Origin of the sequence: Flavobacterium sp. EDS (genome assembly GCF_020991525.1) — a bacterium.
Taxonomy (GTDB): Bacteria; Bacteroidota; Bacteroidia; order Flavobacteriales; family Flavobacteriaceae; genus Flavobacterium.
The window spans coordinates 16926-41258 of the sequence record NZ_JAJMOZ010000012.1 but is presented as its reverse complement, the minus strand read 5'-3'; the positions used below and the strand labels follow the sequence as shown (position 1 = coordinate 41258).

Below are 24333 nucleotides of genomic sequence, written 5' to 3'. Positions count from 1 at the left end.
GGGTTTGGATTATGGTAAATACTTGGCTGTAAATGGAGTTGTTATAAAACTTCCAGCAATAGGTAAAATTTTAGATGGGTCTTTAGCTACATCTAATCCAGTTGTAGGATTTACAATATCGTCACCTGCAAAATCTGCAGAATTAGGGTTGATTAGACTTCTAATAGCCGATGCGTGTCTTGCCTCTACAGAAACAATTTTGCCTGCTAGTACTAAATAGTCAGGACTCTTAATTAGTTTTCCTGCACCATTATATGCAGCGACTCCTGTGTCTTCGAGTGCTTTGGCAGTAGCAAGTACTTCGGTACGACTGTTAAAGTTCATTGATCCATAATTAAAAGCCAAACTAGGAAGTAATTGTGTGCTTGGGTTAGGAAGGGCTCCTGTTAAAGCAGCTTTAAAAAAATCTCTATGAATTACTTCGTGATGATACAAGTCGGTAAGTACTTGTTTTTCGATATCGTTAAAAACAGAGTTAAAACTCGATGCATTTACAACTTTAGTGTAAAAGTCTGCTTCTAATTGTTCTAAGGCATATGCATATGTTAATACACCAAAATCTCCAGAACCTAAGTCGAAGATGCCGTTTCTAATTCCGGGTAGTGTGGTGTCGTAAATAGGCATGTCTTCGTTGTCATCGTGGCTACATCCAGCCAAAAGTAAGCCAGTAGTAACAAGTGTTAGGCCACTGATCTTAAGGAAACTCCTTCTGTCGTTGAGTAAGGGGTTAACTTCTTGGATTTTAACTTCGTTTTTCATAATTCAATTTCTTTAAAGTGGTTATTAATAGTAATTATAATCATGCGTAAATAGTTATAAACGAAATTTTTAGGAAGGCGGTTTTAAAATATTGCTTTTTTTTATTTTTTATTTAAATTGTTTTACGGAGTAGGTGCAATTACTTGAAAGTTTAATACATGTTTTGTCTGTTTTTTGTTTTAATTTCCGTAATTCTACTATATTTGTATTAATTCAATAAAATTATCTTAAATGAAAGCTAAAGCAACTCTAAAACAAATCGCAAAAGAACTTAATGTTTCCGTGTCTACAGTTTCTAAGGCACTTAATGATAGTCCTGAAATTAGTGAGCAGACTAAAATAAAAATTAAAGAGTATGCCAAACTAAAAAATTACAAACCGAATGTTATTGGTTTGAATTTAAAAAACCGTAAAACAAAAACGATTGGGGTTATTATACCTAATATATTAAACTCATTTTTCGCTAAGGTTTTTAGTGGTATCGAAAAAGTAGCAGATAAAAAAGGATATAATGTAATTACATGTATTTCGAATGAGTCTTTGGAAAAAGAAATTCATACACTCGAAATGTTGAGTAACGGAACGATTGATGGTTTTATATTATCAGTTTCTGAAGAGGCACAAAAATTACAAGAATACAATCACTTTAAAGAAATTATAAATGACGGAACGCCAATTGTAATGTTTGATAGGATTGCAGAAGGTGTAGAGTGTGATAAAGTGATAGTTGATGATTTTGATTCCGCTTTAAATTCAACGCAGCATTTAATTAATTTAGGATGCAAAAATATCGCCTTAATTTCTTCAGTAGATAACTTAAGTGTTGGGAAGTTGAGAGCTGATGGATATCTAAAAGCTTTAGAGAATAATAATATTCCTGTAAATGAGAATATCATTCTTCGTACCGATTCAGAGGAAGATATGAAAAGTAAAATTGATGCTATTTTTGACCATAAAATCGATGCTATTTTTGCTTTAGATGAAAATGATTCAGTAGCAGCTTTAAGAGTTAGTTTGAAAAAAGGATATAGAGTTCCAGAAGATATATCAATAATAGGTTTTGCTGATGGAATTTTGGCTTCAAGACGATTATCACCAAGTTTAACAACGATAAGTCAACACGGAATAGAAATTGGGGAAGTTGCTGCCAAACGATTAATCTCAAGATTAGAAGAAAAAGAAGGGGAAAGCAGTGATTACGAAACGATAGTAATCAAAACCAAACTGAAAGAAAGGGAGTCATCAAGAAAATCTAAATAAAAAAAAATCCATTAGCTCAGCTAATGGATTTTTTTATTATTATTTAACTTTCCCAAGTAATTTGATCAAGATTTCCTTTTTCATTTGTTTTAACTACTAAAAGTTGATCACAAGGTTCTCCATCAATATCTATCGAATAGTCAAAGACTCCATAATAGGTTGTGTTGTATTTACCATCAGGATAAAGCCCAACTCTATTTAGTTTTAATTCATTGAGAAGTAAAATCTCTTTTGAAGTATTTGTGTTATCTAAGTCTATGATTTTTGATATCTCAACTTGCTCAAGTTCATCAAAATAAAAGTTTATATAGTCTCGAGTTTCCCCATCTTCTTCTTTTAAATCATCTTCAATATAAGACCTATTCTGTTTGTCAAATTTCTTGATGTTTTCAAGGAAAATTTTAATTGTTTCTATTGAGGGTTGGTCAATTGAATCATTTTCAAAGTTTAAATCAATACTTATTTTTGTATCGTTAAAATCAACTTCTACGGAATAGTATTCTTTTAACTCTTGTGAATTGATTCCTTCAAAGTATGGAAAGTTATAATTTATCATTTTAAGTTTTTAAAATATTAATGCGCCTCTAACCAATCTCTACCCATGCCTAGTTCTACTTCTAATGGAACTGCCATTGTAAATGCATTTTCCATTTCGTGTTTAATCATAGGCTGTATTTTTTCAAGTTCATCGTTGTGTACGTCAAATACAAGCTCATCATGTACTTGAAGTAGCATTTTAGATTTCCAGTTTTCGTCTCTTAGTTTTTTATGAATATTAATCATCGCAATTTTAATAACATCGGCAGCACTTCCTTGAATTGGAGCGTTTACAGCATTTCTTTCGGCTCCGCCACGTACAATTGCGTTTTGTGAATTAATGTCTTTTAAATAACGACGACGGCCCAGAATAGTTTGAACATAGCCATTCTCTCTTGCAAAATCTATTTGCTCCTGAATGTATGATTTTAATCTTGGATATGTTTTATAGTATGCTTCGATTAATGTTGCACTTTCGCTTCTAGATAGCGAAGTTTGATTACTTAAACCAAAAGCTGAAACACCATAAATAATACCAAAGTTTACTGTTTTAGCATGGCTACGTTGTTCACGGGTTACTTCTTCCAGAGCTACATTAAATACTTTTGAAGCGGTAGATTTATGAATGTCTTCATGATTCTGGAATGCTTTAATCATGTTCTCTTCACCGCTTAAAGCAGCAATAATACGTAATTCTATCTGAGAGTAATCGGCAGATATTAAGGTGTAATTTTCATCACGTGCAATAAAAGCTTTACGTATTTGTCTTCCTCTTTCGGTACGAATAGGAATGTTTTGTAAGTTAGGATTGTTAGAGCTTAAACGACCTGTTGCAGCTACAGTTTGCATATAATCGGTATGGACCCTTTTAGAAACCGGATCTACTTGTAATGGTAAAGCTTCTACATAGGTATTCTGTAATTTCACAAGAGAACGCCAATCTAGGATTGCAGCAACAATTTCATTGTCTTTGGCTAAATAGCTCAGAATTTCTTCACCAGTTGCGTATTGGCCTGTTTTAGTTTTCTTTTGCTTAGCTCCACCAATTTTTAATTTGTCGAATAATATATCACCTAATTGTTTTGGAGATGCAAGGTTAAATTGTTCTCCAGCAATTTCGTAAATTTTGGCTTCTAATGTTTTAATATCATTGCCTAATTCTTCTGATAATGATTTTAAGAAATCTACATCAAGACGAATTCCTTCAGTTTCCATAGCAGCCAAAACGCTAACTAACGGAATCTCGATTTCGTCAAATAACTTTTTGGTTTCAGTTTTGTCTAATTCAGTTGTAAATATTTCTTTCAGTTGTAAAGTTACATCGGCATCTTCTACAGCATATTCTTTTATATCTTCGAGTGCAACTTCTCGCATCGATTTTTGATTCTTTCCTTTTTTACCAATTAAATCTTCAATAGATTTTGGAGAATATTTTAAATAAGTTTCTGATAAAATATCCATATTATGGCGCATATCTGGATTAATCAGGTAATGTGCAATCATAGTATCGAATAGTTTTCCTTTTACCGAAACACCATAATTCAATAATATTTTTAAATCGTATTTTAAATTCTGACCAATTTTTTCGATTGCTTCATTTTCAAAAAACGGAATAAATTTTTCAATCAATGCTTTAGCTTCATCTTGATTTTCTGGAAATGGAATATAAAATCCTTTCCCTTTTTCGTATGAAAATGAAATTCCAACCAATTCAGCATGTAAGGCATTTAGTCCGGTAGTTTCGGTATCAAAACAAACAGCTGTTTGCTTTTGTAAATTTTGTAAAAGCAATTTTAAGCCTAAATCACCTTGTACGATTTGATAAGAGTGAGGTGTATTTTCTAAATTGCTATAAAAAGAAGTTCTTTGAGCTTCTGGATTTTCTTCATCAGTAGTAGCACTTCCAAAAAGGTCAAATTGATCCTCGTTTTTAGTCCCGAAAGCTTTCGGGAGTGGTTTCTTATATAATTTAGGGTCAGGAGTAGCTGCAGTAGCTGTTAATCCGCTTCCGTCAGCTTTAAAAAGATTGTCAAATTGCTCTGCCATTCTTCTAAATTCCAATTCCTGAAAGATAGCATCGGTTTTTTCGATATCAGGACGAGTTAATTCGTAATCGGTTTCATTAAAAGTTACAGGGCAATCTAATAAAATAGTTGCCAATGTTTTAGATAATAAACCTTTCTCTGCGTTAGCTTCGATGTTTTCTTTCATTTTTCCTTTTAGCTTATCTGTATTTGCCAAAAGGTTTTCCATAGAGCCGTATTCTTTCAATAGTTTTTTGGCAGTCACTTCTCCAACGCCAGGAAGACCAGGGATATTATCGGCAGCATCCCCCATCATACCAAGAAAGTCAATTACTTGTTCAGGACGTTCGATTTCAAATTTAGCTAATACTTCTGGGACACCCCAAATTTCAATTCCGTTACCCATTCGGGCAGGTTTGTACATGAAAATATTTTCAGAAACCAATTGTGCAAAATCCTTATCAGGCGTTACCATAAACACCTTGTAGTTTTCTTTTTCGGCTTGTTTAGCAATAGTTCCTATTAAATCATCGGCTTCATAGCCAGCGACTTCTATAATAGGGATATGCATTGCTTTTAATAATTCATGTATATAAGGTACAGCAATTTTTATAGCTTCAGGGGTTACATCACGGTTGGCTTTGTACTCTGGGAATATCTCGTTACGCAATGCGCTTCCTCCTTTATCAAAAGCTACAGCCAAATGATCTGGTTTTTCTCTTTTTATTACATCCAAAAGTGAATTCATGAATCCCATAATTGCAGAGGTATCCATTCCTTTGGAGTTAATTCGCGGGTTTTTTATAAAAGCATAATAACCACGAAAAATTAAAGCGTAAGCATCAAGAAGAAAAAGACGTTTTTGAGTTGACATAAAAAAAAATATTAGTCTGTAAAAATAAACAATTGGGTTTTAAAAACGATTCGGTTCTTGAAAATTTAATCAGAGCAAACTCAAATTAGAATTGAAATGTTTTATTAGAGATGCTTTTTTTATCATCTGTAGCGGCGCACCGCAGTGTGTTTTAGGTAATGTTATTGTGTTACTTTGTTCGTAAATGCAATGTAAGGTTGAATAGTAATCACAAAACGTTAATGTCAAGTTAAAAATTTAATGTTACTGGTTTCTTCATTTTGTCTTCATATTACAGATGTACATTTGATCTATAAATAAGGAGATAATTAATTTAAATATTGAAATCATGAAAAATTTAGCAATGTTATTAGTAGCAGTTTTAGGAACAAGTGTAATGGTTAGCGCAGCTCCAACACCAGTAAAAGCAACTCCGGTAAAAGAAGTTAAAGTGACCAAACATCCAAAAGCAAAAGCAGATAAAAAAACAAAAACAGCAAAAACAACAGCACCTAAAGCTGAACCTATGAAAGCAAAAAAATAGATATCATTTTTGTTTTGCTTTAAATGAGGGTTGATAACGGTAGGCAAAACAAAAAGGATAATTATTGATAAGGCTGATAAAGAAATTTATCAGCTTTTTTTATTGAGACGGGCGTTAATTTTTTAATAATTAAAAAATTGCGTTTTCATTATTTGTTTACTTTTAAGTAATAAAATACAGTTTATGAATATTCTTATAGTTGAAGATAATAAAGAACTGGCTATCGAGGTTCGTGATTTTTTGAGTGATGGAGGATATGTATGTAAAATTGCAAATACATGCAATGAGGCACTGGATGAAATAGGAGGAAATGATTATGATGCGATGCTACTCGATTTAGGTTTGCCAGATGGTGACGGATTTGATGTTCTAAAAGCAGTTCGAAAAACCAAATCTAAAATAGCAGTAATTGTTATTACAGCACGTGGAGAATTAGACGACAGGATAGATGGGTTGCATCTTGGAGCCGATGATTATCTTACGAAGCCTTTTGCATTGACTGAATTAAGTGCACGTTTGTTTGCGGTTATCCGCAGGATGCATGGTTATACATTGAATGATCTGGTTGTACATGGATTTTCGTTACAATTGCAAGATTATAAAGTGAGTTATGATGGAACACCAATAAATCTAACGAAGAAAGAATTTGATATTTTTCAATATTTAGTACTGAATAAAAACCGAGTAATAACAAGGTTGCAACTAACAGAGCATATTTGGGGAGACATTCTGGAGATTAATTCTGATTCTAATTTTATAGATGTTCATGTTCGAAACCTTCGAAAAAAATTAGATAAACACACAACTATAGATTGGTTTGAAACAGTAAGAAATGTAGGATATCGTATTAATACCTAAACAAATTAGCGTGAAGATAAAACATCAATTAGCTATTTTTAATGCACTAACACGATTGTTGGTGATTTTAGTTTTATGGCTAATGTTGCCTATTTTGGTTGAAAATGTAGTTTATAGACACATTAATAATGGGCTTGTAGAGAAGAAAAAAAAGTTTATAGAGCATTTAAATCAAAGTGAAATAGATGATTTTATCCAAAATGCAGATGATTCTACCGAAACGTATTCACAGTTTTCGAGTTTGCATAGTGAGTTTTTGGTGCTTTCGAGATTGCCAAAACTGCCAAGCCAGGAAAAAACCACCTTTGTTAATGAAAACAGGATTATAGAAGGAGAAGAAAACGAATACAGAATATTACAATATCATTTTACTTACGAGAATATAGGATATGAGCTAGAAATAGGAAGCAGTTTGGCAGAGGTAAAAGACCTTACGTTTATAATTAAGCTTTTTATAATTATAGTATTGGTTGTGATAGTTTTGGTAACATTCTTAGCAGACACTTTTTATATAGAGTATTTACTCAAGCCTTTTTATAAAATAATTGACACAAAAATAAGAAGGGTTAACGAGCCAGAAGCTTTTGATCATACTCCAATTAAAGCACATTCAGCAGATTTTAGAGAATTAGATTCAGTTTTAAACCAAATGATGGATAGGATAGGAGAGTTGTTTAAAAAAGAAAAACAATTTATATCCAATGTATCACATGAGCTATTAACACCGATAGCATTATTGAAAAATAAATTCGAAAATTTATTGCAAAATGAATCCTTGAACGATAATGCAGTAGATAAAATTGCCAGTTCGCTAAAGACACTGGATATGTTGAAGAAAATAATCAATAATTTATTATTAATCTCCCGAATAGAGAATAATCAATACGAAGCCAATGAGGTTATCAATTTTCATGAAATCGTTAATGGTCTTTATGAAGATCTTCAGGACAGAATAGATGATAAAGGATTAGTGTTTTCTAATAAAATGGAGCATGATTTTAATTTTACAGGTAATAAAACTTTACTACATATTTTATTGTACAATTTGGTGACAAATGCAATAAAGTATAATAAAGAAAATGGAAGTATTGTTGTAAGTGATGGTTTTTTAAACCAGCATTATTATCTATCTATTTCAGATTCGGGAATAGGAATGAACGAAGTTCAAATCGAAAATATATTTAATCGATTTACCCGTATTAGTTCAGATCAGGATGGGCAAGGTTTGGGCTTGGCTATTGCCGATAGTATTGCTTCATTTCATCATATAGATATTAAGGTAACTTCAATACCAAATGAAGGGACAACGTTTTTATTATTGCTCCCAATAAGTGTAAAAGCTTAATTAAAAGTTAAAAATTTCAGGTAGGACAAATCTTCATTTAATCTTCATTTGGCGGATATATCTTTGACCTATAAATAATGAGTTAATAATCATAAAAACTACAGTTATGAAAAAAGTATTAATGCTAGCTATAGCAGTTTTAGGAACAACAGCAATGGTAAGTGCACAAACAACACCAGCACAAACAGCACCAGCAAAAGAAGTAAAAGCAACTAAACATACTAAAAAGAAAGCAGATAAAAAAGCAGATTCTGTAAAAATGGAAACAGCTAAACCAGAAGCTACAAAAGCAAAAAAATAAGGGTTTGATTGGTGTTTTGCTTACTGTAAATTAGAGTTAATAATTTATATAAGGGGGTAAGCAGAATAATAGTTTAATAGGTGAAAGGCTGGTGGATTTATTCGCCAGCTTTTTTGTTATAGTTTGCGTTAAATTTTTGATAATTAAAAGTTTTTGCATTTTCATTCTTTGTTACTTTGCCTAAAAAATTACCAATGGTCATTCGTTTTATAATTATTTGTGCTCTTTTTTTATTTATAGAGTTGTATTCTTTTCAAGCTATTCGAACTTTAATTAAATTAAGATGGCTTTTGATAAGTTACCAAATAATAAGTTTACTGCTTTTTGTATTTATAATATATTCTTTTACGCAATTTGACCGTTCAGTTGGGCAAACCAAGCAAACCATGTTTACTATGGGGTTAATGTTATTGGTTTATGTGCCAAAAATTGTAATAACATTAGTGCTTTTGGGTGAAGATATTTTTCGTGCAGGAGTTGGAATAGTTAATTATTTCATCGAAAATCCAAACACAACAACAAATAGTGTGATTCCGAGCCGAAGAAAATTTGTAAGTCAATTGGCAGTAGGATTAGCGGCAGTTCCTTTTTTATCTCTGATTTATGGGATTTTTGAAGGAAGGTATAATTTCAAAGTATTTAAACAAACAGTATTTTTTCCAGATTTACCAGATGCGTTTGATGGATTTAGAATTACACAAATTTCAGATGTGCATTCAGGAAGCTTCGATAATCCTGAGAAAATAAGTTATGCCATTGATTTGGTAAACGAACAAAATTCGGATATGATTTTGTTTACAGGAGATATCGTTAATACACATGCTACCGAAATGCACCCTTGGCTGGAAACATTCAATAAAATGAAAAAACCTAAGTATGGTAAATATTCCGTTTTAGGGAATCATGATTATGGAGAATATGTTACTTGGCCATCTGAAGAAAAGAAAGAAGAGAACTTTGAGGCCATAAAAAAATTATATGGACAAATAGGTTTTCAGTTATTATTGAATGAACATACTTACATCCAAAAAGGAGATGACAAAATAGCTTTAGTTGGTGTAGAAAATTGGGGGCATAATTTTAAAAAAGCAGGCGATTTAAATAAGGCATCACAAGATGTTCATCAAGATGACTTTAAAGTTTTAATGAGCCATGACCCAAGTCATTGGGAATATGAAATAAAAGATCATCCTAAGAATTTTCACCTGACTTTGTCAGGACATACCCACGGAATGCAATTTGGAATAGAAATTCCAGGTTATTTTAAATGGAGTTTGGCACAATATGTGTACAAACAATGGGCTGGTTTGTATGAAAATGCAGGTCGCTATGTTTATGTAAATCGTGGTTTTGGTTTTCATGCTTATCCTGGAAGGGTAGGGATTATGCCTGAAATAACCGTGATTGAACTAAAAAAAGGGAAGAATGTGGCATAATTAGTTAAAAATGCTACATTTGTATATAATAAATTCTTTTTAGCAATTTAAAAAGATTAAATTTCGGTTTTATGTCAAAATTTGGAGAACTTATAAATGCTCAAGTTCCAGTGTTAATAGATTTTTACACCGATTGGAACGAATCATCTGTGTCAATGCATCCTGTAATTAAAGATGTTGCAGCTGCGCTAGGCGATAAAGCCAAGGTGATTAAAATAGATGTGGATAAAAATCAGGAATTAGCCGATGCTCTTAGAATTAAAGGCCTTCCTACTTTGATGATATACAAAGAAGGTCAAATGATTTGGAGGCAATCCGGCGAATTAGATGCAAATACTATTATTGGGATTGTACAAGAACAACTCTAATTTCTTCTATATGCCACAAACTTGTGGTGTTTTATATTTTATTGGATGTTCTATGCCTAATAAATAACATCAAATATAAAATTGTTTTCCTTTAGATAATCTAATGTTTTTGGTAATGTAAATTTAAGATTTTGCGATGCTTTTATGCTATCGTGAAAAACAATTATGCTTCCAGATTTTACATTTTTGATTACATTCTGTAAGCATTTTTCAGGAGATATACTTCGATCAAAATCTGCGCTTAAAACATCCCACATTATTATCTTATATCCCAATTGGCGTAATTGAGTTGATTGTGATTTTGTTATTTTTCCATAAGGAGGACGGAAAATCTTTGGCTGAATGGTTTTAGAAGAAGATTCTTGAATTTGTTTATCGCATAAGAGGCTATTGTTTAAATAGGTCTCCGTGGTAGTTTTCCATCCTTTTAAATGGTCGAAAGTATGATTTCCTATACTATGACCTTCTTCGATTATTTTTTTGAAAATTTCAGGGTGTTTTTCTATATTGTTCCCAATGCAGAAGAAAGAGGCTTTGGCGTTTCGTTTTTTTAATTCAGATAAAACCCATTCAGTGATTTCGGGAGTAGGGCCGTCATCAAAAGTCAAATATATTTTGTTCTCTTTATTAGGGATGTCCCAATAATAGTTTGAAAAAAAATGTTTGATTAGCTTATTTGTTTTAATCCAATAAAAACTCATTTTCATAAATTTTAGATTATGTAAAAATAAAAAATGTAGCGGTATTTTTCAATAGCGCTACATTTTTTAATTATCATTTTTGAATATTATTTATTCCTTTTCACGACCAAATCGCTCAAAAACATTTACATAAGTGTTAAAGATAGCTTTTTGTTTATTGTAAAACGGTAAGTCTTTGCTTTCTTTCATTACTTGTAATAAGCTTCTGTATCTTTCGATGTCAGTAATGATGTCGATAGCAAGACTTGATTGCTCAGAAGGAGTTAAATGACTGTAATAGTCAAGGTTCTCTTTGTATTTGTTTATTAATTTTTCAAGCAAGTCATGCGCTTTGGCTTTTTCACCAACATCATAATATCCTTTTGCAAAAGGTTCAACTAATGAGTAATAACCAAATTTATCCAATGGCATTTTTGTCATTGCTAAATTGATGATGTTTTTGGCTTTGTCAATTTTACCTTCAGCAATTAATTGTTTCATTAATCTAGAAAGATTTGTACGGTATGTGATACTATTTCGTCTAGTTTCAGGATCATGATATATTTTATCACTGTCGCTGTTACCCCAGTCCCATTTCATTACGATATCATACATTTTATCAGAGTCAATTTGTCCCATATCCATTGGTCCGCCTTCTTTAGAAGGAACGTTTTTGATAGGTACAAGTTTGTATGCCATACCATCAAGTTGAAGGTAATTTTTTAGCCATAGATAATCTTCATCATCAAAAGCGCCACCGCTAAAATAAATTGGTCTTTTCCAGTCGTTGTTTGCTAATATATCGAGCATCATCAGACGATTTTTGTATATGGCACTTCCTTTAATATCGATGTCGATATAAGGAACTATAGAGTCATAATACTTTGGAGCAACTACTTTATTCTTAATAATATTGTCTTTGTTTATTGTAAGGCGAATTTTATTAGTTGGGTAGAAATGAATTGTTTGTCCATTTTGCATTTCAACAGTTGACTTAGGGTTTTTTATAAAGTTTATAAAATCTTTAATATCCCATCTGCTGTCTATTTTAGGAATGTGAGCAACGTAATCACGTTTATCTCCCACGTATTGATCGTGTGTGAAAGAAATTGGTAACGGATCTGATTCGTAAGCTTTCATTTTCATTTGATCAATATACCAATCAGTCATGAATAAACTTGTGTTAACGATTTTCACATCAGTTCTGATATGTTCAATTTCTTGAGCATACCACAATGGGAAAGTGTCGTTGTCACCAATGGTATATAAAATAGCATTTGGATCACATGAATTTAAATAAGCTTTAGCCATTGCTACAGCAGTATATTTGTTTGATCTGTCATGATCATCCCAGTTTTGAGAAGCCATAAGTATTGGTGCTGCAAGCAAGCTACCCGCAATAACTATTGGCCCAGCAATTTTTGGTGCTAAATACTTTTGTAAAGTTTCATAGAGAGCATATACTCCAAACCCAATCCAGATAGCAAATACATAAAAGGAACCTACTAGTGCGTAATCTCTTTCGCGAGGTTCAAAAGGTCTTTCATTTAGGTATATTTTTAAGGCTAAACCGGTAAATAAGAATAAGACGAGTAGCACATAGAAGCTTTTTAAGTCTTTATTAGCGTGGTACATTAGTCCAATTAGACCAAGAATAAATGGTAAAAAGAAATAAGCATTTCTTCCTTTATTGTTTAGTACATCAGATGGTAAGTTGTCTTGAGAACCTAAATGTATAGAATCCATAAATTTGATTCCACTAATCCAGTTACCGTCTAAGTTGTCATATTTTCCTTGAACATCACTTTGACGGCCAACAAAATTCCACATTAAATATCTCCAGTACATGTACCCGAATTGATATTCGAACATAAAACCAAAATTGTCTGCTGTTGTTGGTTTTTCAACTATTAAATAGTCTTGGTAGCTTCTCAAAAATTTCATATAACCGTCGTTATCAATCTGTTTTTGAGCGTATGCTTTTTTAAAATCCATGATAGTTTTTTCAACTTCATGTCTTAGTTGGGCAGTTGCTTTGTTGTATTCTTCTTCAGATAATTGACTAGGATCGATACCGTATTTTTGCAAATCATCTTCGTAAGGATAGTTTGTATTTATCTTAAATGCAGGAGGGTTTGTAAAGTTTGCATAGTTCTCTGCGTGATCAGTGCTCCACATTCTAGGTAAAAATGCTTTTTGAGCATCATCCATATTTTGTACAGCATTTTTATAATTGTTGGTAATGATGTATTTACCTGTTGTGTAATCTCTTTCGTAATTTGGTTTTTTATCAAGATAAGGAGTGTTCTTGTCTAATCCTGCAAACATTTCGGTATACTGAGGTCCGTAAAATAATGGGTTTACACCATATTGTTCACGATTGTAATAAGCAAGTACTTCGGTTGCATCCGAAGGTTTGTTTTCGTTAATTACAGTATTAGCATTGGCTCTAATAGGTAGCATTAACCAAGTAGAGAATCCAATTAAAATGAATAAGATACAAAGTATTATTGTGTTGTAAAAAACAAGTCCTTTTTGTCTAGTATAGCGTAATCCGAAATAAAAGAAAGCAATAAATACTAAGCTTACAAAAATAGTTCCTGAATTAAAAGGCATTCCCATTTCGTTAACCATGAAGATTTCGGTTTTACCAAAGAAAGCCATTGTTAACGGAAGTAATAATATGAAAATGAACAGTAAGACTGCTACCACCACAATATTGGCGATAATGAAGTTTTTGATGGTAACTTTTTCATAATTTTTAAAGAAATAAAGGAATCCAATTGCAGGGATCGTAAGTAACGCCATAAAGTGTACGCCAAATGAAAGACCAACTACTAATGATATAATTAATAACCATTTATTACCTCTTGGAGTATGCATGTCTTGTTCCCAACGTAATCCTAGCCAAAAAAGTAAAGCAATTAATAAGGATGCCATAGCATAAACTTCTGCTTCAACAGCATTAAACCAAAAGCTATCTGAAAAAGTGTAGGCTAGTGCTCCAACAAAAGAACTTCCTAAGATTACAATTGAATTGTTTGTATTGATCTCAGAAAAGCGAGAGATCATTTTTTTAAGAATAATAGAAGAAGACCAGAACATGAATAATATTGTGAAGGCGCTTGAGAATACCGACATCATATTAACCATTAATGCTACATGTTGATCATCCATTGCGAACATTGCGAAGAACGCACCCATCATTTGGTATAATGGAGCTCCAGGTGGGTGACCTACTTCAAGTTTAGCTGCTGTAGCGATGTACTCACCACAATCCCAAAAGCTCATTGTGGGTTCAACAGTAAGTGTGTAAGTTATTAAAGCGATTGTAAAAGTTAACCAACCAATAATTGTATTCCATTTATTAAAGTTGAATTGTGCCATATTTAGGTGTTAAAAATTTATCCTTATTTAATCATACAAAGAAAATGTTTTTTTGTGTAATCAAACGAGCATTAACATATTTTTCTAAAAAAGTAATTGATCGGAGTAATTCCTTGTATATGAATTGGTTTCGTATTCTCATTGAGATTGTTTTAAAAAAAAAGCATTTTTTTTAAAAATTTTTATTCAAAACGCTTGTGCAAACTAAAAAAAGCTTTAAATTTGCACTCGCTTAACAGCACTGCTGGTCTATGGTGTAATGGTAACACAACTGTTTTTGGTGCAGTCTTTCAAGGTTCGAGTCCTTGTAGACCAACATAAAAAGCCTCTCAATCGAGAGGCTTTTTTTTATGTAAAAAAGTTATTGAAAAAAAGTTTGTGTAAACCAAAAAAAGCTTTAAATTTGCACTCGCTTAACAGCACTGCTGGTCTATGGTGTAATGGTAACACAACTGTTTTTGGTGCAGTCTTTCAAGGTTCGAGTCCTTGTAGACCAACATAAAAAGCCTCTCAATCGAGAGGCTTTTTTTATGTAATAGACTTAAAGTTTTTTATTGCTCTTTATTGTGGTGTGGTTTTTATTGTTGCTTGCTTATATTTTAAAAGTTAGTATTGGGCGTACTGCATGATTTACTATGTCTTCGCTAATACTGCCATTAAAAAAATGTGCAAATCCAGTTCTTCCATGTGTGCACATCCCGATTAAATCTGCGTCAATACTATTGGAGAAGTTTATGATGCCATTTTCAATATTTGTGTCATTATAGATGTGAGTTGAATAATTGTTTAAATTAAACGGGGTGATAAAATCATTCATTATTTTTTGGGCAACATGAGTTGGTTTGAAGCTATTTGGAGTGCAAATCATGACTAAATGTAGTTTGGAATCAAAGAATTTTGCGAATTCGATTAATTTTTTGAAAGGTTTTTCGATTTCTTTTGAAAAATCTGAAGCGAAAACAAAATTCGTGGTTTTAAAATCTTTTGTGTGTTGTTTTATTACCAAAACAGGAACTTCAGAATGGCGAACTACTTTTTCTGTATTCGATCCAATGACTAATTCTTCGAATCCAGAAGAGCCATGCGAGCCCATGACAATCAAGTCTATTTCACGCTCGTTGCTAACTTTGGCAATTCCTTCTGCCGGCCTGTCAAGTTTTGCCATCTCAGTTATTGAAAGTCCATCTAGGTAGGGTCTTTCGGCGATTTTAGCAAGCATTTCGTTGGCTTTTTTCATAAAAAGCATAGTCTCGGGAATGCTAATTCCTCCAGTAATGGCATCGTTCATTTGGCTAGGTAATTCTAGTGTGTGAAGTAGGATTATTTCGGAATTATTTTTTTTTGCAATTTGAGCGGCGACTTTTAAAGTGTTTTCTGCGTGTTCAGAAAAGTCGGTGGGAACTAATATGCGTTTCATAACTTTTAGGTGTTAAATTATATGAAAAATGCGGTGTTTTAGTACTTATATAAAGATAAGAAAAATTTTTAGAGCAATCAATTTATTTTGATTTGTAAAAAAACACTATATTTGCACCGTTATTTATTAAAATCTAAATAATGAGGGGACTAAATGTCCCCTCTTTTTATAAAAGTATGACATTTAAAGAAAAAGTAAACGTATTAATAGCTGAGGGTCTTTTAGAAAAACCATCAATTTTTTTAATAGACTTGACCATTACCGATGCTTTCAAGATAATTGTATCTTTGGATGGAGATAATGGTGTGCTCTTGCAAGACTGTATTGATGTTAGTCGCGCTATCGAGAATAATTTAGACAGAGAGGAACAAGATTTTTCTTTGGAAGTTGCTTCGGTAGGAGTTGGATCCCCATTAAAATTGGTTAGACAATACAAGAAAAACATTGGTAGAACATTGATTGTAAATACTAATGGTGAAAAAATTGAGGCTGAATTGGTTGATGCTAATGAAGATTTCATAATTTTGTCTTGGGAAGCAAGGGAACCTAAGAAAATAGGAAAAGGAAAAGAAACAGTTCAAAAAGAGCAGCAAATACCTTATACAGAAATTAAAGAGGCAATTGTTACAGTAACATTTTAATTAAAGAATTCGCATGGAAAATTTAGCATTAATCGATTCATTCTCAGAGTTTAAAGATGATAAACTTATTGATCGTGTAACGCTTATGGCAATCTTAGAAGATGTATTTAGAAATGCATTGAAGAAAAAATACGGTTCAGATGATAACTTCGATATTATCATAAATCCTGATAAGGGAGATATGGAAATTTGGAGAAGAAGAGTAATTGTTGCTGACGAAGATCTTGATTTTGAAAATGAGGAAATTACTTTGACAGAAGCAAGAAGAATTGAAGCGGATTTTGAAATAGGAGAAGAAGTTTCTGAAGAAGTAAAATTAATTGATTTAGGTAGAAGAGCTATATTAGCTTTGCGCCAAAATTTGATTTCTAAAATACACGAACACGACAATACTAATCTTTATAAGCAATTTAAAGATATTATTGGTGATATTTATACTGCCGAGGTGCACCATGTTCGCCCAAGAGTTGTAATTTTGGTGGATGATGAAGGAAATGAAATTGTATTACCAAAAGAAAAACAAATTCCATCAGACTTTTTCCGTAAAGGAGATAACGTTCGTGGAATTATTGAAAGCGTTGAATTAAAAGGGAACAAGCCACAAATTATAATGTCTAGAACTTCAGAGAAGTTTTTAGAGAAATTATTTGAACAAGAAATTCCTGAAGTATTCGACGGATTGATTACAGTTAAAAATGTAGTTAGAATACCAGGAGAGAAAGCAAAAGTAGCGGTAGATTCTTACGATGATAGAATTGATCCTGTTGGAGCTTGTGTTGGTATGAAAGGTTCACGTATTCATGGAATTGTTCGTGAGTTAGGAAATGAGAATATAGATGTTATTAATTATACTAGTAACATTCAATTATATATTACAAGGGCTTTAAGTCCTGCAAAAGTATCTTCAATTAAAATTAATGAAGAAACTAAAAGAGCCGAAGTTTTCTTGAAATTAGAGGAAGTTTCTAAAGCTATCGGTAGAGGTGGTCATAACATTAAACTAGCAGGTCAATTAACAGGCTACGAGCTTGATGTTATTAGAGAAGGAGATGTAGCAAGCGGTGAAGACGACGATGTCGAATTAACTGAGTTCTCTGATGAAATCGAAGGATGGGTTATCGAGGAGTTTGCTAAAATAGGATTGGATACTGCAAAGAGTATTTTAAAACAAGAAGTAGAAGATTTAGTAAGAAGAACAGACCTAGAAGAGGAAACAATTCTGGATGTAATCCGTATACTAAAAGAAGAGTTTGATAGTTAGTCTATCTTTCTCACAACACAACGAATAGGTAATAATAAAAAGGTTTTATGTCTGAAGAGAGAGTAATAAGAATAAACAAGGTTTTAAGGGAATTAAATATTTCATTAGAAAGAGCTGTGGATTATCTAAAAGATAAGGGAATTGCTATTGATGCAAATCCAAACGCAAAAATTTCTAATCAGGAATTTAATATCCTACAAAGCCAATTTGCGGGCGATAAGGGAAATAAGGAGGCTTCTAAAGAAGTTGGAGAGGAAAAGAGAAAAGAGAAAGAAGCATTGCGTGTAGAACGTGAAAAAGAAATTGAAGACAAACGCAAGCAAGACGAAGAGCGCCAAAAACAACAAGAGGTTATAAAAGCGAGAGCTGTTGTAACTGCTCCAGTTCAAGTTGGTAAAATAAATCTAAATCCAAAAAAACCTGCAATTATTCCAAACACTCCTTCAGTAGCAGCAGAGCCAGAAAAAGTTGAAACACCTAAGGAAGTTGTAAAAGAAGAAAAACCTGTTGAAAAAGAGGTAGTTCAACCTGTACAACCACCAGTTGCTGTTACTGAGAAAAAAGAAGAAAAACCAGTTGTAGAGAAAAAAGAAATTAAGCCAGAAGTAGTGGTTCCTGCAGAAAAAGCACCTGTTGTAAAAACGGAGCCTGCTGTAGTTACGCCTCCTGTTGAAGAATCTATAACAACACAATATCAAAAATTATCTGGAACGACTCTTACAGGACAGACAATTGATTTATCTCAATTTAATAAGCCAAAAAAGAAAAAGGAAGATCCAAAGATAACTCCTAATAAACCAGGAGCTCCAGGAGCAGCTGCTAATAACGCTAATAAAAATAAGCGTAAAAGAATTGCTCCTAAGCCAGGTGCGCCTAGGCCGGCTGTGCCACCAGGAACACCAAATCCTAATAAAATTACTCCAAATACTGGAGGAGCAGGAGGAGGATTTAATGCTAACAGAAGTTCAAGACCAGGTTTCGTAAAAGGAAACCGTCCTGCAATTGTAGCTAAGGTTGAGCCTACTGAAGAGGAAGTAAAAAACCAAATTAGAGAGACGCTTGAGAAATTACAAGGTAAAGGTGGTAAATCAAAAGCTGCTAAATACCGTAGAGATAAAAGAGATACACACCGTCAGAAATCTGATGATGAGCAAAGAGCTTTAGACGAAGGAAGTAAAACTATTAAGGTTACTGAGTTTGTTACTGTAGGAGAAATTGCTATCATGATGGATGTGCCAATTACTAAAGTTATTGGTACTTGTATGTCACTAGGAATCATGGTTACCATGAATCAGCGTCTAGATGCAGAAACATTAACAATTGTAGCTGATGAGTTCGGTTATGAGGTTGAATTTATTACTGTAGATATTGAAGAAGCTATTGAGGTAGTTGAAGATAAAGAAGAAGATTTAGTAGTTAGAGCACCAATTGTAACTGTAATGGGTCACGTCGATCACGGTAAAACATCTTTACTGGATTATATCCGTAAAGAAAATGTTATCGCTGGTGAGTCTGGAGGTATTACACAGCATATTGGAGCATATGGAGTAACATTAGAGAATGGTCAAAAAATTGCATTTTTAGATACACCAGGTCACGAGGCGTTTACCGCGATGCGTGCACGTGGAGCTCAGGTTACGGATATTGCTATTATTGTAATTGCGGCAGATGATGATATCATGCCACAAACAAAAGAGGCTATTTCTCATGCGCAAGCTGCTGGAGTGCCAATTATATTTGCTATCAATAAAGTTGATAAGCCAAATGCTAATCCAGAGAAAATAAAAGAAAGATTAGCAAGTATGAATTTACTTGTTGAGGATTGGGGAGGAAAAATCCAATCGCATGATATTTCTGCAAAAACAGGATTAGGTGTAAAAGAATTATTAGAAAAAGTATTGCTAGAGGCGGAGATTTTAGATTTAAAATCAAACCCAAATAAGGCAGCGCAAGGAACTGTTGTAGAGGCTTTCTTAGATAAAGGAAAAGGATATGTTTCAACTATCTTAGTTCAACACGGAACGCTTAAAATTGGGGATTATATGTTGGCTGGTAAACATCATGGTAAAATTAAAGCCATGCATGATGAAAGAGGACATACGGTTTTACAAGCTGGTCCATCAACTCCAGTGTCTGTTTTAGGACTGGATGGTGCGGCAACTGCAGGTGATAAGTTTAATGTATTTGAAGATGAAAAAGAAGCGAAACAAATTGCTTCAAAACGTTCTCAATTAATGCGTGAACAATCTGTACGTACGCAAAGACATATTACGTTAGATGAAATTGGACGTCGTATTGCTCTTGGTCAATTTAAAGAATTGAATGTGATCCTTAAAGGAGACGTTGATGGTTCTGTAGAAGCATTATCTGATTCATTCTCTAAATTATCTACTGAAGAAATTCAAATTAATATTATCCATAAAGGAGTTGGAGCGATTACTGAAACAGACGTTATGTTGGCTTCTGCATCAGATGCGATTATTATCGGATTTAATGTTCGTCCAGCAGGTAATGCAAGACAATTAGCAGATAAAGAAGAAATTGATATCCGTTACTACTCTATTATCTATGCAGCTATCGATGACTTGAAAGATGCAATGGAAGGAATGTTGGCTCCAGAGATGAAAGAAGAAATTCTTGGTACTGCAGAAATTAGAGAGATATTCAAAATTTCTAAAGTTGGTTCTATTGCAGGATGTATGGTAATGGATGGTAAAATAGCAAGAAACTCTAAAATTAGAGTTATCAGAGATGGTGTTGTTGTATTTACTGGAGAGTTATTAGCATTGAAACGTTTCAAAGATGATGTTAAAGAAGTTAGTAAAGGATACGATTGTGGTATTCAAATTAAGAACTTTAATGATATCGAAGAGCGTGATGTAATTGAAGCTTACCATGAAGTAGCAATAAAAAAGAAATTGAAATAATATTTTATAGATTTCATATTGAAAATCCCGACTTGTCGGGATTTTTTTGTTTAATATTGAAAATTTTTTTTGAATGAAAAATGAATAAGTTGAGATGATTTATTGATCTCTTTTTTGGTGTTTGTAATGAGATTTAATATGAGGTAAGTTTTGAGACGGTTTCTACGGTTGTATAGAAAGCGGAGGTAAGGATGATATTTTATCAATGAGGTCGTTTTGTTTATTGCTATTGCCGATGTTGTAAAAGTGGAGTTTTATATAGTTTAGGTTGAGCTTTTTTTTATGCCAGAAGCGAAAATGAGATTGTTCTAATCGTAGCGAACGTTGATTATGGAAATGTTTGTATTAAAGTTAATTCTTGATGTTGTGTTAAATATTTGTTTTAAGTGTGGGTTTGGTTGGTATTTTAGTTTGTTAGTTAAGTGAGTTGTATTTGTATGAAATGAGCATTTATTTGTATTTAATAAGGTGCTATTGTCTCCAACGGATAGGGTAGGTGTAGTTTTTTGAATTTGATGCCTTTTCGTGAATAATTCGGTGTAGATTAAAATAGTAAAGTTGGTTTTAGAAGTTGTTTTGATTCGTAGTTTGGATTTGAAGAATTTGATGAGGCAGGAAACGGTTGCATCCTTGTATTAAGTTGTATTAGTATAAGTGTTTTTTAATTTTGTTTGCTATGGGGGATTTTTTTGAATGTGAATTTTGGGTAGGCTGTTATGCTGTAAAATATAATATTAAAAAGTAGATTGTAATCTGGGTTCAGAGTAGTTAATGTGACTTTAGAGCAAGCGGTTTAAGGGTTGAATTTTATCAATGAGCAATGATAGTTTTTTGGGGTGATATTTAATGCTGACGCATCGGTATACACAGTATATCGATTATGATGTTGTGGTTGTCGGTTCTCTATTGTGATTGCTTTAGATTGTATTACTATTCACGTGCTTAGAAAGTGTGAAGATATTAGTTTGTTAGGAGGGTTGTTGTGATTGCCGCTTTCTTTATAGGGATTGTTTTTGGTTTGTATATTGTTTTTAAAATGTGTGAAAGTGGTATAATTGTATGTGTTTTTTGTAAATGTTTAACGCCACGTATAGCTTTATTTTTGTAAGTATGAAGTTTTCGTGTTGAGATTAATTTAGAGGAATGACTGAGTCTTGCTGTTAAGTGTGATAAATTTTATTTCGTTATGCGTCTTTAGTTGAATTTTGTACCGGTTATTTAATTTTAGATGTGTGTAGGTAGATGCTCTTCTTGTTTTATTTTTTGAATTTCTTAAGTATGAAATGATATTTTATTCAGGATTTAAGATGTATAATGCGATTCGGGTATTAAAAATATTTTTTTTGAAGTGTTTTTAGGTGATCTTATGGCTGAATAATAGCGTTAATTATTTGTCATTTTTTATTAAATACATTGTGATAAGTAATCTTGTATATGGAATAAGAAGGTGTTATTAGTTGGAAATAATTAACACGAAATTAAGTTGTTGTTAGGGTAATTTTTAAATTAAAAATTATCTTCTCTATGTTTGTTAATTGGTTGTTTTGTATTTCGTAATGAGTATGAAAATTGGGTGGTCTGATCTTTTTGAATTTGGCATTAAAATTAGTTTTGATTGTTTTTTTAATGTGTTTATCTTTAAATTATTTTCTGGAACGCATATCGATTTCGGTTTTAATTTTGGAATTAAACTAGATGATTATGTTGTTTTAGGAGCTTGTAATAAATACAAAAAGCCATTCAAATTGAATGGCTTTTTGTTTGTAATTGTATGATTGTTTTAATGTTTGTGTTTTTTATTTCCCTGGTTTGATGAGGAATACATTTTTGTATCTTCTTTTTATATCAACTAAGTTTCTTTCAGCTTCAATTCTGCTTTTAAAATTACCAACCATAACTTTGTAATTTGGTGTATTGAAAATTATGGTGCCATCTATGTTTTTGAACTCTTGTTTGAAGTCCATAAGTGTTTTTTTTGCTTCTTCACTCTTGCCACTAAAAATCTGGATTTTGTAGCTATCATTAACGCTAATTGACGCGTTAATTTTACGTTTTTCGTTTAATAATTGTTCGAATTTTGGGTCTTGATTTACTGTAATGTTTTGATCTTGCGCATTAATGTTACATGCTGAAATTAGTAGTAATAGTGTGTAAAGTGCTTTTTTTCTAGGAGTTAAAATTCTCATAATGTGATGGTTTTTATGCAAAAATAGTATTTAATATATAAATGGATATTGGAAAAATTATTTAGAATTGATATAAATTGGTATTTAAGGCTGTTTTAAGGTTTTGAGAATAGTTCTTAAATTGTATTTTTGTGCAAGTTTTAAAAGAAGGTATTCTATTTTGTGTAATTAATATACAGAAAAAACCGTACCAAATTTTAGTTGATAATCATTATACAATATGGAAAAGGTGGGTAACCATAATTCGATCTCAAGGAAATTATTTTTAAGCTTAGGGCTAACGTTAATTTTCTCGCTAAGTTCATTTGCACAAGATGCTGCTACTACAGCAGCGCCTGAAGCTGCTCCAGTAGCAACTCAAGGAGGTGATCCGGTAAAGGGTAAAGAACTTTTTAATGCAAATTGTGCTGCATGTCACAAACTAGATGGAAAATCGACAGGTCCTGAATTAAGGGGCGTGGCGGAAAAACATGATAAAGCTTGGCTTTACAAGTGGATTCATAATAGTTCTGACATGATTAAGTCAGGTGATCCTGTGGCTGTGAAGCTTTTTGCAGATCATAACAAGGCTGTAATGACTTCGTTTCCTCAATTGTCAGAGGGAGACATAGATAATATTATTGCTTATACATCTACTCCTAAAGCTGAAGCTCCAGCTGCAACTGCTACTACTGCTGTACCAGGAACAGGGGGAGAAAGCGGTTCTATCTCTAATAATGTTATCCTAGGAGCACTTGCTCTTGTAATGGGTATGTTGGTAGTGATGCTTTACTTAGTAAACAATGTTTTAAGAAAAGTTGCTAAAGCAAATGGAATCGATGTTACTCCTAAAGAGCCTAGAGTTTCTTTATGGAAAGCGTTTGCTAGAAATCAATTTTTGGTTTTAGTTGCTTCAATATTCTTATTGTTAGCAAGTGGTTATTTTGTTTACGGTTACTTAATGCAAGTAGGTGTTGATCAGAATTATGAGCCAATTCAGCCAATACATTATTCTCATAAAATTCACGCAGGAGATAACGAGATCAATTGTAAATATTGTCACTCTGCTTCACGTGTAAGTAAAACTGCTGGTATTCCATCTTTAAATGTTTGTATGAACTGTCATAAAAATATTTCAGAGGTTGCTGAAACTACTGCTACACCAGAGTACAGTAAAGCTTTTTACGATGAACAAATTCAAAAATTATACAACGCTGTTGGTTGGGATAAAACAACTCAAACGTATACAGGGAAAACGCAACCAGTAAAATGGGTTCGTATTCATAATTTACCTGATTTCGTTTATTTTAATCACTCACAACACGTTACAGTTGCTGGTATTGAATGTCAAACTTGTCACGGTCCAGTTCAAGAGTATGAAATCATGAAACAATATTCTAAGTTAACAATGGGATGGTGTATTGATTGCCATAGAAAAACTGATGTTAAGATGGAAGGGAATGAGTATTATACTAAAATACACGAAGAGCTTTCTAAAAAATACGGTGTAGAGAAATTGACTGCAGCGCAAATGGGAGGTTTAGAGTGTGGTAAATGCCACTATTAATCA

18 protein-coding genes and 2 tRNA genes are annotated in these 24333 nt (G+C 32.6%); 13 read left to right on the top strand and 7 right to left on the bottom strand.

The annotated features are described in order from the left end of the window. Positions 1 to 9: 9 nt before the first annotated feature. A complete protein-coding gene (locus LPB87_RS16065) occupies positions 10 to 759 on the bottom strand; it encodes a ferritin-like domain-containing protein (RefSeq protein ID WP_129540799.1) in 750 nt (249 codons plus the stop codon). A 231-nt stretch (positions 760 to 990) separates the two neighbouring features. Here LPB87_RS16065 and LPB87_RS16060 point away from each other — a divergent pair, with 231 nt between their 5' ends. Next, positions 991 to 2019 carry a LacI family DNA-binding transcriptional regulator gene (locus LPB87_RS16060; protein WP_129540800.1) on the top strand — a complete coding sequence of 343 codons (1029 nt, stop codon included), beginning with the start codon at positions 991 to 993 and terminating at the stop codon, positions 2017 to 2019. A gap of 43 nt (positions 2020 to 2062) precedes the next feature. On the opposite strand, the gene LPB87_RS16055 is transcribed toward LPB87_RS16060, so the two are convergent. Together LPB87_RS16055 and polA are read right to left on the bottom strand one after the other, a co-directional pair. Further along, the gene (locus LPB87_RS16055) at positions 2063 to 2575 is read right to left on the bottom strand and encodes a DUF2004 domain-containing protein (protein ID WP_230728543.1); all 513 of its coding nucleotides are present in this window, start codon (positions 2573 to 2575) and stop codon (positions 2063 to 2065) included. A gap of 17 nt (positions 2576 to 2592) precedes the next feature. After that, positions 2593 to 5454 carry a DNA polymerase I gene (gene polA, locus LPB87_RS16050; protein ID WP_129540802.1) on the bottom strand — a complete coding sequence of 954 codons (2862 nt, stop codon included), beginning with the start codon at positions 5452 to 5454 and terminating at the stop codon, positions 2593 to 2595. A gap of 328 nt (positions 5455 to 5782) precedes the next feature. On the opposite strand from polA, the gene LPB87_RS16045 reads away from it, so the two are divergent. The 6 genes from LPB87_RS16045 to LPB87_RS16020 all read left to right on the top strand — a co-directional run bounded on the left by LPB87_RS16045 (position 5783) and on the right by LPB87_RS16020 (position 10285). Beyond that, a complete protein-coding gene (locus tag LPB87_RS16045) occupies positions 5783 to 5977 on the top strand; it encodes a hypothetical protein (protein ID WP_230728542.1) in 195 nt (64 codons plus the stop codon). Positions 5978 to 6160: 183 nt separating this feature from the next. Continuing rightward, the gene (locus tag LPB87_RS16040) at positions 6161 to 6835 is read left to right on the top strand and encodes a response regulator transcription factor (RefSeq protein ID WP_230728541.1); all 675 of its coding nucleotides are present in this window, start codon (positions 6161 to 6163) and stop codon (positions 6833 to 6835) included. A 10-nt stretch (positions 6836 to 6845) separates the two neighbouring features. Further along, positions 6846 to 8180 carry a HAMP domain-containing sensor histidine kinase gene (locus tag LPB87_RS16035; protein WP_230728540.1) on the top strand — a complete coding sequence of 445 codons (1335 nt, stop codon included), beginning with the start codon at positions 6846 to 6848 and terminating at the stop codon, positions 8178 to 8180. 106 nt (positions 8181 to 8286) lie between these two features. Further along, on the top strand, positions 8287 to 8481 hold the full coding sequence (locus LPB87_RS16030; RefSeq protein WP_230728539.1) for a hypothetical protein: 195 nt from the start codon (positions 8287 to 8289) through the stop codon (positions 8479 to 8481). 194 nt (positions 8482 to 8675) lie between these two features. Next, the gene (locus tag LPB87_RS16025) at positions 8676 to 9917 is read left to right on the top strand and encodes a metallophosphoesterase (RefSeq protein ID WP_230728538.1); all 1242 of its coding nucleotides are present in this window, start codon (positions 8676 to 8678) and stop codon (positions 9915 to 9917) included. Positions 9918 to 9988: 71 nt separating this feature from the next. Continuing rightward, positions 9989 to 10285, top strand: a complete 297-nt coding sequence (locus tag LPB87_RS16020; RefSeq protein WP_129540807.1) for a thioredoxin family protein — start codon at positions 9989 to 9991, stop codon at positions 10283 to 10285. A gap of 56 nt (positions 10286 to 10341) precedes the next feature. On the opposite strand, the gene LPB87_RS16015 is transcribed toward LPB87_RS16020, so the two are convergent. Together LPB87_RS16015 and LPB87_RS16010 are read right to left on the bottom strand one after the other, a co-directional pair. After that, the gene (locus tag LPB87_RS16015) at positions 10342 to 10986 is read right to left on the bottom strand and encodes a polysaccharide deacetylase family protein (RefSeq protein WP_129540808.1); all 645 of its coding nucleotides are present in this window, start codon (positions 10984 to 10986) and stop codon (positions 10342 to 10344) included. Positions 10987 to 11076: 90 nt separating this feature from the next. Continuing rightward, entirely contained in the window at positions 11077 to 14352 is a 3276-nt protein-coding gene (locus LPB87_RS16010; RefSeq protein WP_129540809.1) for a DUF2723 domain-containing protein, read from the bottom strand. 245 nt (positions 14353 to 14597) lie between these two features. Between LPB87_RS16010 and LPB87_RS16005 the strand changes: the two genes are divergently transcribed. Both LPB87_RS16005 and LPB87_RS16000 read left to right on the top strand, forming a co-directional pair. After that, positions 14598 to 14668 (top strand) — tRNA-Gln (locus LPB87_RS16005). Between the two features lie 110 nt (positions 14669 to 14778). Beyond that, a tRNA-Gln gene (locus tag LPB87_RS16000) sits at positions 14779 to 14849 on the top strand. A 95-nt stretch (positions 14850 to 14944) separates the two neighbouring features. On the opposite strand, the gene LPB87_RS15995 is transcribed toward LPB87_RS16000, so the two are convergent. Continuing rightward, the gene (locus tag LPB87_RS15995) at positions 14945 to 15769 is read right to left on the bottom strand and encodes a universal stress protein (protein ID WP_230728537.1); all 825 of its coding nucleotides are present in this window, start codon (positions 15767 to 15769) and stop codon (positions 14945 to 14947) included. A gap of 176 nt (positions 15770 to 15945) precedes the next feature. On the opposite strand from LPB87_RS15995, the gene rimP reads away from it, so the two are divergent. Genes rimP through infB form a run of 3 tightly spaced genes read left to right on the top strand, consistent with a single transcriptional unit; the run spans position 15946 to position 20598 of the window. Next, on the top strand, positions 15946 to 16410 hold the full coding sequence (rimP, locus tag LPB87_RS15990; RefSeq protein ID WP_129540811.1) for a ribosome assembly cofactor RimP: 465 nt from the start codon (positions 15946 to 15948) through the stop codon (positions 16408 to 16410). Positions 16411 to 16423: 13 nt separating this feature from the next. Then, on the top strand, positions 16424 to 17671 hold the full coding sequence (nusA, locus tag LPB87_RS15985) for a transcription termination factor NusA (RefSeq protein WP_129540812.1): 1248 nt from the start codon (positions 16424 to 16426) through the stop codon (positions 17669 to 17671). 47 nt (positions 17672 to 17718) lie between these two features. Next, complete coding sequence (gene infB / locus LPB87_RS15980) at positions 17719 to 20598, top strand: translation initiation factor IF-2 (RefSeq protein WP_230728536.1); 2880 nt, start codon at positions 17719 to 17721, stop codon at positions 20596 to 20598. A 1796-nt stretch (positions 20599 to 22394) separates the two neighbouring features. Here the strand turns inward: infB and LPB87_RS15975 are convergent. Further along, complete coding sequence (locus tag LPB87_RS15975; protein ID WP_129540814.1) at positions 22395 to 22784, bottom strand: SPOR domain-containing protein; 390 nt, start codon at positions 22782 to 22784, stop codon at positions 22395 to 22397. Positions 22785 to 23004: 220 nt separating this feature from the next. On the opposite strand from LPB87_RS15975, the gene LPB87_RS15970 reads away from it, so the two are divergent. Beyond that, positions 23005 to 24330, top strand: coding sequence for a c-type cytochrome (locus LPB87_RS15970; protein ID WP_129540815.1), 1326 nt, complete (start codon positions 23005 to 23007; stop codon positions 24328 to 24330). Positions 24331 to 24333 lie beyond the last annotated feature (3 nt).